The organism is Pantoea alfalfae, assembly GCF_019880205.1.
Taxonomy (GTDB): domain Bacteria; phylum Pseudomonadota; class Gammaproteobacteria; order Enterobacterales; family Enterobacteriaceae; genus Pantoea; species Pantoea alfalfae.
This window is the reverse complement of sequence record NZ_CP082292.1, coordinates 335,135-352,550: the sequence shown is the minus strand read 5'-3', so window position 1 is coordinate 352,550 and position 17,416 is coordinate 335,135. Positions and strand designations below refer to the sequence as shown.

Below are 17,416 nucleotides of genomic sequence, written 5' to 3'. Positions count from 1 at the left end.
CGGGTTGGTCAGGAAAGCAGTTCGAAAGCAATCATTCCAACAACTGCACCCACGGTGCCGAGAATGGTCTCCATCAGCGTCCAGGTCTTCAGCGTTTCCGCTTCGCTGGCTCCGGTGAAGCGGCCAAACAGCCAGAACCCGGCATCGTTCACATGGCTGATAATAATCGAGCCACCGCCGATGCAGATCGACAGCGCCGCCAGCTGAGCACCGCTGTAATGCAGCGGTTCAATCACCGGCATGATTAAGCCGACCGTGGTCAGACAGGCGACCGTCGCCGACCCCTGAATCACCCTCACCGCGCCCGACAGGATAAAGCAGGCCAGCGCAATCGGCAGGCCCGCGCCGGTCAGCGCATTGCCCAGCACCGGGCCGACGCCGGAATCCACCAGCACCTGCTTGAACACGCCGCCTGCGCCAATCACCAGCAGGATAATCCCGGCCGGTTGCAGCGCGCTGCCGCACACCTGCATCACCCGCTCTTTATCCATACCCTGACGGTAAGCCAGACCATAAATCGCGACCAGCAGCGCCAGCAGGATGGCGGTGAAAGGATGGCCGATAAATTCCAGCCACTCATACAGCGTGGTGCCTTCGGTTGTGAAGCGTGCGCCGATGGTTTTCAGGCCGACCAGCACCAGCGGGAACAGAATCAGTGAGAGGCTGAAGCCAAACGACGGCAGTTTACTCTCATCAACATCCGGCTGATGATCTTCCGGTGGCGCACTGAACGTCACGTGATTGCCGATGAAGTTGCCAAACAGCGGCCCGGCAATCAGCATGCCCGGGATCGCCGCACAAAGACCCAGCAAAATCATCCAGCCAAAGTCCGCGTGCATCTGTGAAGCCAGCAGCATCGGAGCCGGTCCGGGCAGCAGGAACGCCGCCGACGCGGCCACACCGGCAAACAGCGGAATGACCAGCTTCACCAGATTGCCACCAGTTCGCCGCGCCACCGCAAACGCGATGCTGATCAACAGCACCACCGCCACCTCAAAGAAAAGCGGCAGCGCGCAGATCAGACCGGCAATGCCCATCGCATAATGGGCGCGGCTCTGACCAAAGGTTTTCAGCATCCGGATCGCGATTTGATCCACGGCGCCGGTTTCATGCAGGATTTTGCCGAACATTGCGCCCAGTGCAACCACAATGGCGAGGAAGCCGAGCGTGCCGCCCATCCCCTTCTGCATGGTTTCCGCGATTTTGTTCAGTGGCATGCCGGAGAACAATCCGGCACCGATGGAGACTAACATCAGCGCGACAAAGGCGTGCATCCGTGCCTTCATCACCAGAAAAAGCAGCAGCAGGACGGAGCCTGCTGCGGTCAAAACGAGTGTTGCGGTATTCATCTCTAACCCTGGCTGATAGCGTCCTGAATAGTTGCAACCGTAGCCGCTACCACCTCGTCCAGTGAATGCGCGATATCCACGACCAGGACATCCGGCTCGTCCCGCCCTGGCTCTTCCAGCGTGGCAAACTGGGTTACCAGCATCTGCGGCTTGAAGAAGTGGCCCTTACGCGCCTTCAGGCGGGCTTCGATGGTGTCAAAATCGCCTTTCAGGTAGACAAAACGCAGGTTGTCATTGCCCTGACGCAGAATGTCGCGATAACTTTTTTTCAGGGCTGAGCAGACAATGATGGAGATCGCCTGGGTCCGCTGCATGGCAAATGCGGCATCATTCAGCGCCTGTAACCACGGCTGGCGATCGCTGTCATCCAGCGGATGACCATCGGCCATCTTCAGGATATTGGCGCGCGGGTGGAGAAAATCACCGTCAAGAAAGGCTGTATTCAGCTGGTGAGAGACCTGGTTGGCGACAGCAGACTTTCCGCTGCCTGAAACGCCCATCAGGATAAAAACGTGATGCGACGGGGATTGCGTTGTCATTTTTCTGCTCCGGCAGGTGAGAATTTGCCAATGTTACCGATAACAATGTCGTTTCTCATTCTCCTGGCCGGTTAACAGCCTGGCAACCTTTTTACCAGGAAAAGCATAAAAGTGTGAGCTGACTCATAAAAACATCACAATCAGATGCTGCCACCTTCACTGATCTCAAAACCGATATCCCGAAGCGGATTATCACTGTTCTCACCGGCAATACGCGCCAGCAACATCGCCGCCGCTTCACGCCCCATGCGGTCGCGTGGCGTCAGCACGGTCGCCAGCTGTGGTGTGACGACCTGACTGATATCATGGCCGTGAAAACCCGCAATCGCCATCTGAATGGGTACCTGCAATCCCTGGCGCTGACACTCAAACATCGCGCCGACCGCCAGGTCATCATTGGTACAGAACAGGCTATCCGTTTCAGGATAGAGACGTTGCGCCTCACGCAGCAAATCGCCACCGGCGCTGAATGATGAGGCATCTTCCATCATCACGCTGTGCGGCGTCAGACCCGCTTCGTGCATGGCGATTTCATAACCGCGCTGCTTTTGCAGCGTACGTTCATCAAGGCGTGCGCCAAGATAGACGGTGTGACGATGGCCTTTACTGAGGATCGCCTGCGTCATCTGCCGGGCCGCTTCGACGTTATCAAAGCCGACCGCCATATCCAGGCAGGGTGTAACGCTGTCCATCACCTCAATCACCGGAATACCGGCCACTTCCAGCATACGCAGCGTGCCTGGCGTATGGGTGCGTTCGGTGAGGATAACGCCATCAATGTTCCAGCCCAGCAGCGAGCGCAGTTGCAGCTCCTCTTTTTGCGGGTTGTAACCAAAGTGGGCGACCAGCGTCTGATAGTTGGCTTCGTCAGTGACGGCTTCAATGCCGCGCAATACGTCAGCAAAAACCTGGTTAGTGAGTGATGGCAGCAGTACGCCGATGGCACGGCTGGTAGCGTTAGAAAGCATATCGGGGGCGCGATTGGGGATATAACCCAGCTCATCCAGTGCCACTGCAATCTTGTCCCGCAGGGCAACAGAGACCTGCTCAGGATTACGCAGGTAACGGCTGACGGTCATTTTTGTAATGCCGACGCGATCGGCAACATCCTGTAATACCGGTCTTTTCTTCTTCATCGTAGCGCCTGGGATCGCCCTGAAAGCTAAAGTACGATGAGTCTATCACTTTTCTGTCACAAAATTCCTAACCGGGCGCGACGAGTCGCGCCCGTTATCTGCTTAGACGGGTGGCAGATCAAATAGCAGAACTTCGGCAGCCGAGCTGGCTTCAATCGTCAGCGCGCTTTCGTCCCAGATCGCCAGGGCGTCGCTGGTGGTAACTGCGTTGCCGTTAACGGTAACATCACCTTTCACGACCTGAATCCAGATACGGCGTCCCGCATCAATCGCGACGTTATCCTGCTCACCGGCAGCCAGTACCCAGCGCGATAAGGTCATGTCCTGATAAACTTTCAGCGATCCTTCACGGGCATCGGGGCTTAACACCAGCTGACGTCCCTGCACATCCGGGAAGCGGCGCTGATCGTAGCGTGGTTCAATGCCGGTGCGCTCAGGAATGATCCAGATCTGATAGAGGTGCAACGGCTCGCTTTCGCTGGCGTTGTATTCCGAGTGACGCACGCCAGTACCGGCGCTCATGATCTGGAACTCCCCTGCCGGGATCTGCTCTTTGTTGCCCATGCTGTCCTGATGCTCAACCGTACCGGAGAGCACGTAGGTCAGAATTTCCATATCTTTATGCGGATGGGTGCCAAATCCCTGACCGCCATCGATCACATCTTCATTGATGACCCGCAGCGCGGAGAACCCCATGAAGTTCGCATCGTGATAGCTGGCGAAAGAGAAGGTATGCCAGCTATCCAGCCAGCCATGGTTTGCGTGACCGCGTTCTTCAGCTTTGCGTACATAGATCATGTTCAAATCTCCTCAATGTTTTTTATAGTGTGTCCCTGAGGCGGTTTGATTGATAGCTGAAAAACTTCACGCCTCTTTTCAAATTCATTGAATGAGTGCGACGCAGTGGCTGAAAAGGATTGAAGGAGTGCAGGCAAAAAAAAGCCAGCATCTAAGCTGGCGAAATAATACTGGAAGCAATGTGAGCAATGTCGTGCTTTTCCAGGCTGTCGGGCGACCTCCCGGAAACGCATAGCAATAATAATCATTATCATTCGCGTCTGTAAAGTTCTTTTCACATTTTTTACCCTGATTAACGCGGTGAATACCTTGATGTTTAAAAGGTTTTTATGGACTAAAGGAGAGACCATGAGTGAAATAGTTGTCCGCCACGTCATGCCAGAAGATGCTGCTGCGCTGCACAGGATTTACAGTCAGCCAGATACCCAGGCCAGCACGCTGCATCTGCCTCACTCATCGCTACAGATGTGGCAGACCCGCCTCGCTACACCACCGCCCCATTCGCATCTGCTGGTGGCCTGTATCGACGAAGAGGTTGTAGGCCAGTGTGCGCTGGACGCAGTAGCACGTCCCAGACGCCGTCACGTCGCCTCGCTGGGGATGGGCGTGGATGAACGCTACCGGCAGCGAGGCGTCGGTACTGCACTCATGCGTGAAATGGTCTCGTTATGTGACAACTGGCTACAGGTGAGCCGAATGGAGCTGACGGTGTTCGTGGATAATGGCCCGGCTATCGCCCTGTATCAGCGTTTCGGGTTTGAGATTGAGGGAACGGCAAAAGGCTTCGCAATGCGACACGGTGAACTGATTGACGCGCATTATATGGCGCGGGTTAAAGCCTGACGTGTGGAAGCAGAAAGAGCACCGAAGGCGCCCTTTCTGCTGATAAACCCTGACAAGGTTCGCTGTCAGTTAGCGGCTGCGCAGGAAACAGGGTCAGATCGGAAAGACGCAAAAGCCGTCATCCATGACATGCTCGGCCCGCGCCGTCCTGGCGCGGGACGCTTTCCTCTTCTGACCCAGTTCCCTGCGCGTTAAGCTTATTTATTGCTGTCAGATTCACCCGGGTTTGAGTTTGTCAGCAGTCTCAAATCTCAATAACCCGCACTCAAATCATCGATGCTGCGCGGATCGGAAGCGCCGTAGAGCATGCCATCCGGCCCGATCATGATGCTCTGCGTACTGCCCATCGACGGAAGTACCTTCACATGCTGACCTTTGGTTTCCAGCAGACGCAGCGTATCGGGACTGAAGCCCTTCTCCACCCGCAGCTGATCCGGCAGCCACTGATGATGGAAGCGCGGCGCATTGGTGGCTTCCGCCACATTCATCCCGAAATCGATGCTGTTAACCACCATCTGCAATACCGTGGTGATAATGCGGCTGCCGCCAGGACTGCCGGTCACCAGCCAGGTTTTGCCCCCTTTGGCGACGATAGTCGGCGACATCGATGACAACGGACGTTTCGCCGGTTGCACCGCATTCGCTTCCCCGCCGACCAGCCCGTAGACATTTGGCGTGCCTGGCTTGGCAGAGAAGTCATCCATCTCATTATTCATCAGGATGCCACTCTTGCCCGCCACAATTCCGCTGCCGAAATAGGTGTTAAGGGTATAGGTTACCGCAACGGCATTGCCCTGCTTATCCACCACCGAGAAATGGGTGGTCTGATTACTTTCGTAAGGTTCGAGCTTACCGGGCTTGATCTCGCTGGAAGGGCGCGCCTTTGCTACATCGATCTGCTGCGCCAGCGTTTTGGCATAGGCTTTACTGGTCAGCGCCTGCCACGGTACCTTCACGAAATCGGGATCGCCAAGATATTCCGAGCGGTCCGCGTAGGCATATTTCTCCGCTTCTGCCATCACCTGCATGGCGTCAGCACTGCCAAAGCCCATCTTCGCCAGATCGAAGTTCTCCAGGATATTGAGGATCTGCACGATGTGGATACCACCGGATGACGGCGGCGGCATAGAGAAGACTTCATAGCCACGGTATGTTCCGCTGACAGGCGTTCGCTCGACCGCACGATAGGCCGCCAGATCAGCTTTGTTGATCAGGCCGCCATGCTGCGCCATCTCGCCGGCGATCTCATCCGCGATTTCACCTTTGTAAAACGCATCCGGTCCCTGACGGGCAATCAGTTGCAGGCTGTGGGCCAGGTTTTTCTGCACCAGCCGATCGCCCTTCTGCCACGGCGTGCCGTCCGGTTTATAGAAAATCGCTTTACTGTTCGGATGGGTGATCAACACTTCTTTGCCGTAGGTCTTCAGGTCATCCGCCAGCGCATCGTTGACCGGAATACCGTCACGCGCCAGTTTGATCGCTGGTGCCAGCAGCGTGCTCAGCGGCAGGGTGCCATATTTCTGCGCAGCCAGCGCCAGTCCGGCAACGGTGCCCGGCGTGCCGGAAGCAAGGTGTGACGTCAGCGACAGCTTACTGTCGGCGTTGCCCTGCTTATCCAGAAACATATCGCGCGACGCATGGCCCGGTGCCATTTCACGGAAATCGATAGCGGTCGCGCGGCCAGAGGCAGTGCGCAGCAGCATAAAGCCGCCGCCGCCCAGGTTGCCCGCCTGCGGATGGGTCACAGCCAGCGCAAAGCCCACGGCGACCGCGGCATCTACCGCATTACCGCCCTGACGCAGAATTTCCACGCCCACCTGGGTTGCAAGCGCATCCACCGACGCTACCATGCCGTGCTGCGCTTTTACCGGGTGAAAGGTATCACTGTCCACGCCGTAGGAGACCGGTGGTGCCTGAGTGGGCGCGGCATAAGTGCCTGCCACCATGGTAAAGCTCATCACCAGCGACCAGCTAAGCTGACGCACTGTCTGCTGCATTTTCATCCTGCCACCATCCCATGTTGTTATTTACATTTTTTTATCATTTCTGCAAGTGCCTACAAATACAGCAAAATAACCGGGGTTAAGTCAAATCAGGAATAGATCGGAAAGTAAGGTCTGTGATATCGCGTAAACTTATGGGTGCGACCCTGATATCGGTGTGCGCCGTTGTGCACCCAAAAAACCTGTCGCGATAAAGGAAGGAGCAAAGATGAAAAAGTGGATGATTGTTTTAGCCGCCCTGCTGCCTTTCGCCAGTCAGGCGAACACGCTGAACAGCACCAACGATCCAAATAAACCGGGCTATAACCCGAGCCAGCAGCGGATGCAGTCGCAGATGCAGAGCCAGCAACAGCAGCAACAGCTGAAGCTGCGCCAGGATCAGCAGCGTCAGACGCAGGACATGCAGCGTAAAATGCAGGAGCAGCGCAACAGCGCCCAACAGCGGGTGATAACCACACAGCCGGGCCAGCAGAACCAGAGTCCGAATCAGAACTAATGAAAATCGGGGCCAATGATGTCGATGCTGTCGGTACAGATGGCATCGACGCCCCACGTCAGCAATTCCCGCGCCCGGTCCGGGCTGTTCACGGTATAGACCAGAATCTTCAGGCCCGCACTTTTCAGCTCTGCAACCCGCTCCGCAGTCAGCACTTTATGGTTGAGGTGGATGGATACGCACGCCAGCGCCGTGGTTTTTTCCTGCCACTGTGGATCCCAGCTGTGCGACAGCAGGCCACGCGGCAGCCCTGGCTCGACCTGCATCGCCGCTTCCAGTGCTTCAAAAGAGAACGAAGAGAGCAACGGTGCGGTCTGACCCTGCCACAGGATCGCGGCAGCCTGCGCCACGGCGCGTCCGGTTTCGGCGTCACTGCCGGTGGTCGGTTTGATTTCGATGTTCACCATCATCTGATGCTGACGACAGCGGGCCGCGACTTCATCCAGCCGCGCCAGCTTCTCGCCGGTAAACGCGTTGCCAAACCAGCTGCCCGCGTCGAGCTGCGACAGCTTCTCCCACGGCAGCTGACCCGCGACGCCCCAGCCGTTACTGGTGCGATCCAGCGTGTCGTCATGCAGCAGGAAGATCTGCGCATCCGCCGATAATTTGGCATCAAATTCAATCATCTGATGACCATACTTCGCGCCAGTGTCGATCGCGGCCAGCGTGTTTTCTGGTGCCAGTTTACCGCCGCCACGATGGGCGACGATGCGGGGATAAGGCCAGTGTTGTGTGCTCATTCCAGACGCTTTCCATGAGTTGAATCGAAGAAGTGTAACGCATCTGACGGCAGATGCAGCCACAGCGTACTGCCTGGCTGCGGCCGTTCGCTGTGGGCTAAGCGTACCACCAGTGGCGTGTCACCGATGCGACCATGGGCCAGATTATCGGCACCCAGCATCTCCAGCGTATCGACCCGCAGCGGCACGCCGCCCTGCTCGCGGCTACTGAGCCGGATGTGCTCTGGCCGGATGCCCAGCACCACCGGCCGGTTGGCCCATTTCGCTTTTGTGTCGCTGAGCGGCAGGGCATGCGAGGCGTCGAGGTCAAAGCGCGATCCGTCGCTGCTGAACTGTCCTTTCAGCAGGTTCATGGCAGGCGCGCCGATAAACGAGGCAACAAACTGGCTGGCGGGACGTTCATACACCTCAACCGGCGTGCCAAGCTGCTCGACCACCCCTTTGTTCATTACCATCACCCGCTGCGCCAGCGTCATCGCCTCCACCTGATCATGCGTGACATAGAGGCTGGTGGTCTGTAAGCGGCGATGCAGCTGTTGCAGTTCCAGCCGCATCTGCACCCGCAGGCGGGCATCAAGATTCGACAACGGCTCATCAAACAGAAACACTGCCGGTTCACGTACGATGGCGCGCCCCATCGCCACGCGCTGGCGCTGTCCGCCAGACAGCTCGCGAGGCCGCCGCATCAGCAGGTGATCCAGCTCCAGACTGCGCGCCGTTTCAAGTACCCGCTGGCGAATCTGCTCTTTGCCCATACCGCGGATTTTCAGGCCATAGGCCATGTTCTCCTCTACCGACATATGGGGATAGAGCGCGTAGTTCTGGAACACCATCGCAATGCCGCGATCTTTCGGCTCTTCCTGAGTGACGCGCCGGTTGTCGATATAGATATCGCCGGAGCTGACGCGCTCCAGTCCGGCCACCATGCGCAGCAGGGTCGATTTGCCGCAGCCGGACGGCCCGACCATCACCATAAATTCGCCGTCATTGATGGTGACGTTCAGCGGCTGAATGATCTGATTTTTGCCATCGTAGGACTTGGTTACTGCCTGAAGGGTTACGCCTGCCATCTTATTTCTCACTCTCAACCAGACCGCGCACAAAGGCACGCTGCATGACTAACACCACCACCAGCGGTGGGATCAGGGTTAATAACATTGCCGCCATCACTTCGTTCCACTGGGTCGGCGAACCGCTGGAGGAGATCATGCTTTTGATCCCTGCCACCGCCGTGCCGAGGCTGGCGTCATTGATAATCAGCAGCGGCCAGAGATACTGGTTCCAGCCGTAGATAAAGGTGATGACAAACAGCGCCGCCAGATTGGTTTTTGACAGCGGCAGAACAATGTCGATAAAGAAGCGCATCGCGCTGGCACCGTCGATGCGCGCCGCTTCCACCAGCTCATCCGGCAGTGACATAAAGAACTGGCGGAACAGAAAGGTCGCGGTTGCCGATGCCATCAGTGGCAGGGTTAATCCGCTGTAGCTGTCGAGCAGGTTGAGATCGGCAATCACCTGAACCGTAGGAAAGATACGCACCTCTACCGGCAGCATCAGGGTGATGAAGATCAGCCAGAAAAAGAGCGTGCGCAGCGGAAAACGGAACCAGACCAGCGCAAACGCCGACAGCATCGACACGGTGATTTTGCCGAAGGTGATGCCCAGCGCCATGATCATGCTGTTGAGCAGCATCAGGCCAAACGCTGGCCCGCTGCCGTTGACGCCATGGGTCCAGATGCGCGAGATGTTCTCCCACAGGTGCGTACCGGGCACCAGCGTCATCGGCACCTGATAGACCGCCTCGTTATCCAGCGTCGCCGCCACAAAGGCGACATAGAGCGGAAACAGGATAGTGAGCACGCCCAGCACCAGCACGATGTGGCTGAAGATATCCAGCCCGCGTCGATTCTCAATCATTGGTATTGCACCTTACGTTCAACAAAGCGGAACTGGAGCACCGTCAGCCCGATGACCAGCAGCATCAGCACCACCGACTGCGCCGCGGACGAGGAGAGATCCAGACCGGTAAAGCCTTCACGATAGATTTTGTAGATCAGCGTGGTGGTCGCCTGCACCGGCCCGCCGCCGGTCGCGGCATCAATCACCGGGAAGGTATCGAAGAAGGCGTAGATGAGGTTCACCACCAGCAGAAAGAAACTCACGGGCGTGATCAGCGGCAGTGAGAGGTTGAAGAAGCGACGCACCGGCCCGGCACCGTCAATGGCGGCGGCTTCCACCAGCGATTTGGGAATAGATTGCAGGGCGGCAAAAAAGAACAGGAAGTTGTAGCTCATCTGCTGCCAGATTGATGCCAGCACAATCAGGAACATCGCCTGACCGCTGTTTTGCGCATAGTTCCAGTCGTAGCCGATGTGGTTCAGCAGATAGCTGAACAGGCCCAGACCGGGGTTAAACAGAAACATCCACAGCACCGCAGCCACCACAGGCGCAACGGCGTAGGGCAGCAGCAGCAGGGTCTGATAGAGGCGGCGCAGTCGCACCACATAATCCACCAGCGCCGCCAGCAGCAGCGAAAAGACCATGCCGAACACCGTGACCATGCCGCTGAATTTTATCGTGGTCCAGAACGAGTCCAGATAGTAGGGATCGGCAAACAGGCGTCTGAAGTTTTCCAGCCCGACAAAGCTGCTGGAGATGCCAAAGGGGTCGAGGCTTTGCAGCGAGTACCACAGCGCTTCACCGGCAGGCCAGAGAAAGAAGATGGCGGTAATCAGCAGTTGCGGCAGCACCAGAAGATAGGGCAACAGTCTGGTGCGAAAAACCGGACGGGATGAAGACATGGCGTACCTGGCGTCAGAAAAGAGGGGCCAGCCTGGGCTGGCCAGAGGAGAGATTATTTCACCTGCTGCTGAAAGCGGCGCAGCAGTTCGTTGCCGCGTTTCACTGCGTTATCCAGCGCGCTTTGCGGCGACTGTTTGCCGGTCCAGACGCTTTCCAGCTCCTCGTCGATCACGGTACGAATCTGCGGCATGTTGCCCAGACGCATGCCTTTGGTGAACGGCAGTGGCGGCTTGTTCATCATCTGGCGGGTCGCAATATCTGCACCCGGATTCTTATCGTAGAAGCCCTGCTGTTTCGTCAGCTCGTAGGCGGCGGTGGTAATCGGCAGATAGCCGGTTTTCTGGTGCCATTCCGCGGCGATTTCCGGTTTAGCCAGGAACTGCATGAACTCGGCCACGCCTTTGTAGGTTGCCGCATCTTTGCCTTTCATCACCCACAGGCTGGCCCCGCCGATCAGGGCGTTCTGCGGTGCATTCGGCACGGTGTCGTCATACGGCATCATGCCGACGCCGAAGTTGAATTTGGCGTAGTGGCGGATATCAGCCAGCGATCCGGATGAGGCGGTAGTGATACCGCAGTCACCGTTGTAGAACTTGGCGGTGGACTCATCTTTGCGGCCAAAGTAGGTGAAGTCCCCTTTTTTGTTCATCGCTTCCAGCAGGTCGATGTGACGAACCTGTACCGGCTTGTTGAACTCCAGCACCGCGTTGAGCCCATCAAATCCGTTGTTCTCTGTCGCCACCGGCAGCGCATGCCAGGCGCTGAAGTTTTCAATCTGGATCCAGCCCTGCCAGCCGCTGGCGTAGCCACAGCTCATCCCCGATTTGCGCAGTGCGGCGGCATCCGTCGCCAGCTCCTGCCAGGTTTTAGGGGGTTGATCCGGGTTAAGGCCCGCTTTTTTGAAGGCGTCTTTGTTGTAGTAGAGCACCGGCGTCGAGCTGTTGAACGGCTGAGAGATCAGCTGACCTTTGCTGTCGCTGTAGTAGCCCGCCACCGTTGGTACGAACTGCTTTTCATCAAAGGGGATGCCAGCATCTTTGAAAACCTGATGCACCGGCACAATCGCCTTAGAAGCCATCATGGTCGCCGTACCGACTTCATAGACCTGCAGTACCGCGGGGGCTTTGCCGCTGCGCACGGCCGCAATCCCTGCCGCCAGGCTCTGCTCGTAGTTACCTTTGTAGGTCGGAACAATTTTGTAATCGGGATGCGTCTGGTTAAAACGCTGTGCCAGCGAATCCACTTCTTTGCCTAACTCGCCTTCCATAGAGTGCCAGAAAGGAATCTCAGTGGCGGCCATGGCATGGCTGCTGAGTGTCAGACCGAGCAGCACGCTCATCAGGCTACGACGAAAGGTAACGACGGACATAGAATTTTCCTGTGCAGGTAAATACGCGTGAAATCACGGATTTCTGGTTCGCGAAGTAACATGACACGGGGAAATGACGGATTAATAACAGGAAGATGACAGGCGGGTGACAGGCTTTATTGAGAAAAAGAGGACGCTGGCAGCACGGCGGCAAAACGCCCGCGATACCAGTTTTTAGTTACATAAATTGCAGAGCGACTGGAAGCTGAAAATACCTTACTGAGGTTTTCACTTCACTGAAGTCGAAGGCCGTCAGCGGCTCCACTCAAACCAACACTCAAGGCCGTCGGCGTCGCAGGCAGTTCGGCATCGGCCAGCGCACAGCATCCGGAGCGTACTGAAGTACGTGAGGAATGCGAGCACTGCCCGGTGTCGAAATGGCAAGTAAACCAGGCCTCTAAAGGTTAAGCGCCGAGGTATGCGCTGCGGACGGCTTCGTTGGATAGGAGCGCTGCACCGCTATCTTCGAGCACGACATGCCCGTTCTCCAGCACATAGCCCCGATCAGCCAGCTTCAGCGCCTGATTGGCATTCTGCTCCACCAGGAAAATCGTCATCCCTTCGCTGCGCAACTGCACAATCGTGTCGAAGATCTGCTGAATAATGATCGGTGCCAGTCCCAGCGACGGCTCATCCAGCAACAGCAGGCGCGGCTGGCTCATCAGCGCACGGCCAATCGCCAGCATCTGCTGTTCGCCGCCTGACATCGTCCCGGCACGCTGGATTTTACGCTCCTCCAGCCGTGGAAAGAGTTCATACACGCGCTTAATCCGCGTCAGATACTCCGGGCGGCTGGCAAAAAAGCCGCCCATCGCCAGGTTCTCTTCCACCGTCATGCGCGAAAACACCCGCCGTCCCTCTGGCACGATGGCGATCGCTTCACGCATGATGCGCGCCGTTTGCCAGTCGGTAATGGCTTTGCCATCAAAAGTGATGGTGCCCTGGGTCGCGCGCGGCTCGCCGCACAGCGTGCCCAGCAGCGTGGTTTTTCCGGCGCCGTTAGCGCCAATCAGGGTGACGATTTCGCCCTGATTGATATAGAGACTAACGTTGTGCAGCGCCTGAATTTTGCCGTAGTGAGCGCTGACGTTCTCAATGGTTAACATCGCATTTGCCATCTCAGGCCTCTCCTAAATAGGCACGAATGACATCCGGATTATTACGAATCTCCTCCGGCGTTCCGTTAGCCAGCGGCGTTCCCTGATTAACCACGTAAATACGGTCAGAAATACCCATCACCAGCTTCATATCATGTTCAATCAGCAGCACCGACACCTTGTGTTCACCACGCAGTTCCGCAATCAGCGCGTCCAGCTCGTGGGTCTCTTTGGGGTTAAGACCCGCCGCCGGTTCATCCAGCATCAGAATCTCCGGGCGCGTCACCATACAGCGCGCAATCTCCAGACGGCGCTGCTGACCATAGGCCAGATTGCCCGCCTGACGGTTCGCCAGATCCAGCAGACCCACCCGCTCCAGCCAGGTCGCCGCACGATCCAGCGCCTCGCTCTCACTGCGGCGAAACGCCGGGGTTTTCAGCAGGCCGGAAAATACGCCGCTTTTCAGATGCTGATGCTGCGCGACCAGCAGGTTCTCAATTACTGTCATCTCACGGAACAGACGCACGTGCTGGAAAGTCCGCACGATGCCCATCCGCGCAATCTTCTGGCCCGGCAACCCTTCCAGATGCTGCTCACGCAGTTTGATCGTGCCACCGGTGGGTTTGTAAAAGCCGGTCAGGCAGTTGAACACGGTGGTTTTACCGGCACCGTTGGGACCAATCAGTGAAACGATCTCCTGTGGACGCAGCTCCAGTGCCACATTGTTCACGGCTAACAGACCGCCGAAGCGCATCATCAGGCCTTCAACGGCTAATAAAGGCTGAATCATGCCTGTTCTCCTTGTTTACCGGTTCTGAGCTTCAGATGCGGACGCTTCATCGGCAACAGGCCCTGCGGACGCCAGATCATCATCAGCACCATCAGGCCACCCAGCACCAGCATGCTGTATTCATTGAGGTCGCGCATCAGCTCGCGTGACACCACCAGCAGGATGGCGGCCAGAATGACCGCAAACTGCGAGCCCATCCCGCCCAATACCACAATCGCCAGCACAAAGGCGGACTCGACAAAGGTAAAGGATTCCGGGCTGACAAAGCCCTGACGCGCCGCGAAGAGACTGCCGGCAAAACCGGCAAACGCGGCACTGATGGTAAAGGCGGTCAGCTTGATGCGGGTCGGACTCAGGCCCAGTGAACGACAGGCAATCTCATCTTCGCGCAGCGCTTCCCAGGCCCGGCCCAGCGGCATCCGCAACAGCCGGTTGATCACGAACAGCGTCAATACCACCAGCAGCAGCGCCACCAGGTAGAGGAAGATGATGCGGTCGCTGGGATCGTACTTCAGCCCAAAGAAGTTATGGAAGGTATCCCAGCCGCCTTCACGGGGCGTACGGCCAAACTCCAGACCAAACAGCGTCGGTTTCGGGATCTGGCTAATGCCATTCGGCCCGCCGGTCAGGGCGGTATTGTTCAGCAGCAGAATACGCACGATCTCACCGAAGCCCAGCGTCACAATCGCCAGATAGTCGCCGCGCAGTCGCAGCACCGGGAAGCCCAGCAGCAGACCAAACAATGCAGCGACCATGCCGGAAAGCGGCAGGCATTGCCAGAAGCCAAGACCGTAATAGTGATTCAGCAGCGCAAAAGTGTAGGCACCGATGGCGTAAAAGCCGCCATAACCCAGTACCAGCAGGCCAGAGAGACCGACCACCACGTTTAAGCCCAGACCGAGCATCACATAGATCAGCGTCATGGTGGCGATATCGACGGTGCCGCGTGACACCAGGAATGGCCAGGCAATGGCGGCGATAATCATCACTGCCATCACCAGCTTCTGCTTTGGCGTCGAGCCATCCAGGCCAGGCAACACCAGCGCCGGACCGGAGATTTTCTTCAGGCCGCTTTGCCACACCGGACGCAACAGCTGGAACAGAAACACCACCGCACAGCCTGCGGCGATCCAGTTCCAGCGCACGCTACCCGCGTTCTGCACTACCAGATTCGTGCCGTCCAGATTCAGGCGCAATCCCATAAAGAAGGTGGCAAGCACCAGCAGCATCACCGACGAGATCAGGGCATTGATAAAGGAGATCTTCATACTTTTTCAACCTCCGGGCGACCCAGAATCCCGGTCGGCATCACCAGCAGCACCACAATCAGCAGGGCAAACGAGACCACATCTTTATATTCCGTGCTGAGATACGCAGAAGTCAGCGCTTCAGCGATGCCCAGTACCAGGCCGCCAATCATTGCGCCCGGAATACTGCCAATCCCGCCCAGCACCGCGGCGGTAAAGGCTTTCATGCCCGCCATAAAGCCGATGAAGGGGTTGATCGACCCATAGAACTGGCCCAGCAGCACGCCTGCGACTGCCGCCATCGCGGCACCGATCACAAAGGTCAGCGAGATCACGCGGTCGGTGTTAATCCCCAGCAGGCTGGCCATTTTCAGGTCTTCAGCGCAGGCGCGACAGGCGCGGCCCATACGGGAATAGCGGATAAAGGTGGTCAGCGCCAGCATCGCCAGGAACGTCACCACCCAGATCACAATCTGCATGGTAGAAATCGTGGCGGCAAACCCGTTGCTCTCGCCTACCGTCCACTGTCCGGTGATCAGGCTCGGCAGCGCCAGGTCGCGTGAACCCTGCGTCAGGCTGACGTAGTTTTGCAGGAATATCGACATCCCGATGGCGGAGATCAGCGCAATCAGGCGCTTGGATGAACGCACAGGCCGGTAGGCGACGCGCTCAATGCTCCAGCCGTAGGCGCTGGAGATAATCACCGCCATCACAAAGCCAGCAGCAATCATCAGCCAGGTAGTGTCGATGCCCATCATCATCAGGGCGGCGATCACGATAAAGGAGACATAGCTACCGATCATGTAGACCTCGCCGTGGGCGAAGTTGATCATGCCGATAATGCCGTAAACCATGGTGTAACCGATGGCGATCAGCGCGTAAGTGCTACCCAGGGTCACACCGTTAAACATCTGCTGAATAAAATAGAGGAACTGCTCGGACATACCTTGACCCTTACTTAACCGATCGCAGGCGATCGGGGTACAAAAAACGCCTGGCAGACGAGCACCAGGCGTTCGTGTCGCTGGTCAGGGGAAACCGGTTACCCGGCCTCCCGCTCACCACAAAACAGCCTGGTTTACTTCACAGCCGTCGAGGTGCCATCGGCATGCCATTTGAAGACGCCGAATTCAAAGCCCTTGAGATCGCCCTTCTCATCCCAGTTCAGGTTGCCCATCACGGTTGGCACCGCGGCACCTTCCTTGAGGTTTTTTACGATAGCATCCGGCTCAGCACTCTTGCTGCGCTCCATACCGGTTGCCAGCGACTGCAGAGCGGCATAGGTGGTCCAGACGAACGGGCCGGTCGGATCCAGTTTCTTCGCTTTCAGCGCGTCAACGATCGGTTTGTTAGTTTCGACCTGGTCGTAACGTTTCGGCAGGGTCACCAGCATGCCTTCAGAAGCCGCACCGGCGATGTTCGACAGCGAGGCATTACCCACACCCTCTGGTCCCATAAACTGGGTTTTCAGGCCAGCAGCACGTGCCTGACGCACGATTTGGCCCATTTCCGGGTAGTAACCGCCGAAATAGACGAAATCGACGTTCTCTTTCTTGAAGCGGGCTACCAGCGTAGAGAAATCTTTATCGCCCGCGGTGATTCCTTCAAACATCACGATATTAGCGCCCTGCTTTTTCAGGCTCTCCTGCACGGAGCGCGCCAGGCCTTCGCCATACTGCTGTTTGTCGTGAACCACTGCGATACGCTGCGGTTTCAGCTCGGTCATCACATATTTCGCGGCGGTCGGCCCCTGATCGGAGTCGAGGCCGGTGGTGCGCATAATCAGTTTATAGCCACGGGAAGTCAGGTCAGGTGCGGTCGCGGCCGGGGTGATCATCAGCACGCCTTCATCTTCATAGATGTCAGACGCCGGCTGGGTGGAGGAAGAGCAGAGGTGGCCGATGACGTAGCGGATGCCATCGTTAATCACCTTGTTCGCGACCGCAACCGCCTGTTTCGGGTCACAGGCGTCATCATATTTCACCGCCACCAGTTTGTTGCCGTTAACGCCGCCTTTGGCGTTAATATCTTCAATCGCCTGCGTTGCACCGGCGAACTGCATGTCGCCGTACTGCGCTACCGGACCTGACATTGCGCCGACAATTGCCACTTTGATATCTTCAGCCAGCGCCGCATGGCTCATCGCCAGTGCTACACATCCCGCCAGTAATGCGCGCCCTTTCATTTTCATCCTGACTACCCCATTT

Annotated in this window: 17 protein-coding genes; 2 read left to right on the top strand and 15 right to left on the bottom strand. The window is 57.3% G+C overall.

The window, feature by feature from the left end; translation table 11 throughout:
• Window positions 1-8: 8 nt before the first annotated feature.
• The 4 genes from gntU to K6R05_RS01605 all read right to left on the bottom strand — a co-directional run bounded on the left by gntU (window position 9) and on the right by K6R05_RS01605 (window position 3,822).
• A complete protein-coding gene (gene gntU, locus K6R05_RS01620; protein WP_008926287.1) occupies window positions 9-1,349 on the bottom strand; it encodes a gluconate transporter in 1,341 nt (446 codons plus the stop codon).
• Between the two features lie 2 nt (window positions 1,350-1,351).
• Window positions 1,352-1,888: a gluconokinase gene (gene gntK, locus K6R05_RS01615; RefSeq protein WP_161735522.1), complete on the bottom strand. Its 537-nt coding sequence runs from the start codon at window positions 1,886-1,888 to the stop codon at window positions 1,352-1,354.
• A 140-nt stretch (window positions 1,889-2,028) separates the two neighbouring features.
• Window positions 2,029-3,024, bottom strand: a complete 996-nt coding sequence (gene gntR, locus K6R05_RS01610; RefSeq protein ID WP_161735524.1) for a gluconate operon transcriptional repressor GntR — start codon at window positions 3,022-3,024, stop codon at window positions 2,029-2,031.
• A gap of 102 nt (window positions 3,025-3,126) precedes the next feature.
• Window positions 3,127-3,822 (bottom strand): pirin family protein, encoded by a 696-nt coding sequence (locus K6R05_RS01605; protein WP_013359331.1) that lies wholly within the window; start codon window positions 3,820-3,822, stop codon window positions 3,127-3,129.
• A gap of 348 nt (window positions 3,823-4,170) precedes the next feature.
• Here K6R05_RS01605 and K6R05_RS01600 point away from each other — a divergent pair, with 348 nt between their 5' ends.
• Complete coding sequence (locus K6R05_RS01600; RefSeq protein ID WP_161735528.1) at window positions 4,171-4,665, top strand: GNAT family N-acetyltransferase; 495 nt, start codon at window positions 4,171-4,173, stop codon at window positions 4,663-4,665.
• Window positions 4,666-4,916: 251 nt separating this feature from the next.
• On the opposite strand, the gene ggt is transcribed toward K6R05_RS01600, so the two are convergent.
• Window positions 4,917-6,668 (bottom strand): gamma-glutamyltransferase, encoded by a 1,752-nt coding sequence (gene ggt / locus K6R05_RS01595; protein ID WP_161735530.1) that lies wholly within the window; start codon window positions 6,666-6,668, stop codon window positions 4,917-4,919.
• Between the two features lie 208 nt (window positions 6,669-6,876).
• On the opposite strand from ggt, the gene K6R05_RS01590 reads away from it, so the two are divergent.
• A complete protein-coding gene (locus tag K6R05_RS01590; RefSeq protein WP_161735532.1) occupies window positions 6,877-7,164 on the top strand; it encodes a DUF2756 domain-containing protein in 288 nt (95 codons plus the stop codon).
• Here the strand turns inward: K6R05_RS01590 and ugpQ are convergent.
• From ugpQ to K6R05_RS01540, 10 genes are all read right to left on the bottom strand, one after another.
• The gene (ugpQ, locus tag K6R05_RS01585; protein WP_161735534.1) at window positions 7,161-7,904 is read right to left on the bottom strand and encodes a glycerophosphodiester phosphodiesterase; all 744 of its coding nucleotides are present in this window, start codon (window positions 7,902-7,904) and stop codon (window positions 7,161-7,163) included. The genes K6R05_RS01590 and ugpQ overlap by 4 nt on opposite strands.
• Window positions 7,901-8,974 carry a sn-glycerol-3-phosphate import ATP-binding protein UgpC gene (locus K6R05_RS01580; protein WP_161735536.1) on the bottom strand — a complete coding sequence of 358 codons (1,074 nt, stop codon included), beginning with the start codon at window positions 8,972-8,974 and terminating at the stop codon, window positions 7,901-7,903. The genes ugpQ and K6R05_RS01580 overlap by 4 nt, the downstream gene beginning before the upstream one ends.
• Window position 8,975: 1 nt before the next feature.
• Window positions 8,976-9,821, bottom strand: a complete 846-nt coding sequence (ugpE, locus tag K6R05_RS01575; RefSeq protein ID WP_161735538.1) for a sn-glycerol-3-phosphate ABC transporter permease UgpE — start codon at window positions 9,819-9,821, stop codon at window positions 8,976-8,978.
• On the bottom strand, window positions 9,818-10,705 hold the full coding sequence (ugpA, locus tag K6R05_RS01570) for a sn-glycerol-3-phosphate ABC transporter permease UgpA (RefSeq protein WP_222924890.1): 888 nt from the start codon (window positions 10,703-10,705) through the stop codon (window positions 9,818-9,820). Before ugpA ends, ugpE begins: the two co-directional genes overlap by 4 nt.
• Before the next feature lie 53 nt (window positions 10,706-10,758).
• Window positions 10,759-12,075, bottom strand: coding sequence for a sn-glycerol-3-phosphate ABC transporter substrate-binding protein UgpB (gene ugpB / locus K6R05_RS01565; protein WP_161735542.1), 1,317 nt, complete (start codon window positions 12,073-12,075; stop codon window positions 10,759-10,761).
• 404 nt (window positions 12,076-12,479) lie between these two features.
• Window positions 12,480-13,193 (bottom strand): high-affinity branched-chain amino acid ABC transporter ATP-binding protein LivF, encoded by a 714-nt coding sequence (livF, locus tag K6R05_RS01560; protein WP_222924889.1) that lies wholly within the window; start codon window positions 13,191-13,193, stop codon window positions 12,480-12,482.
• A gap of 1 nt (window position 13,194) precedes the next feature.
• The gene (gene livG, locus K6R05_RS01555) at window positions 13,195-13,962 is read right to left on the bottom strand and encodes a high-affinity branched-chain amino acid ABC transporter ATP-binding protein LivG (protein ID WP_013359342.1); all 768 of its coding nucleotides are present in this window, start codon (window positions 13,960-13,962) and stop codon (window positions 13,195-13,197) included.
• Window positions 13,959-15,230 carry a high-affinity branched-chain amino acid ABC transporter permease LivM gene (locus K6R05_RS01550; RefSeq protein WP_161735544.1) on the bottom strand — a complete coding sequence of 424 codons (1,272 nt, stop codon included), beginning with the start codon at window positions 15,228-15,230 and terminating at the stop codon, window positions 13,959-13,961. The genes livG and K6R05_RS01550 overlap by 4 nt, the downstream gene beginning before the upstream one ends.
• Window positions 15,227-16,153 (bottom strand): high-affinity branched-chain amino acid ABC transporter permease LivH, encoded by a 927-nt coding sequence (gene livH, locus K6R05_RS01545; RefSeq protein WP_009087789.1) that lies wholly within the window; start codon window positions 16,151-16,153, stop codon window positions 15,227-15,229. Before livH ends, K6R05_RS01550 begins: the two co-directional genes overlap by 4 nt.
• A 134-nt stretch (window positions 16,154-16,287) precedes the next feature.
• Complete coding sequence (locus K6R05_RS01540; protein ID WP_013359345.1) at window positions 16,288-17,400, bottom strand: branched-chain amino acid ABC transporter substrate-binding protein; 1,113 nt, start codon at window positions 17,398-17,400, stop codon at window positions 16,288-16,290.
• Window positions 17,401-17,416 lie beyond the last annotated feature (16 nt).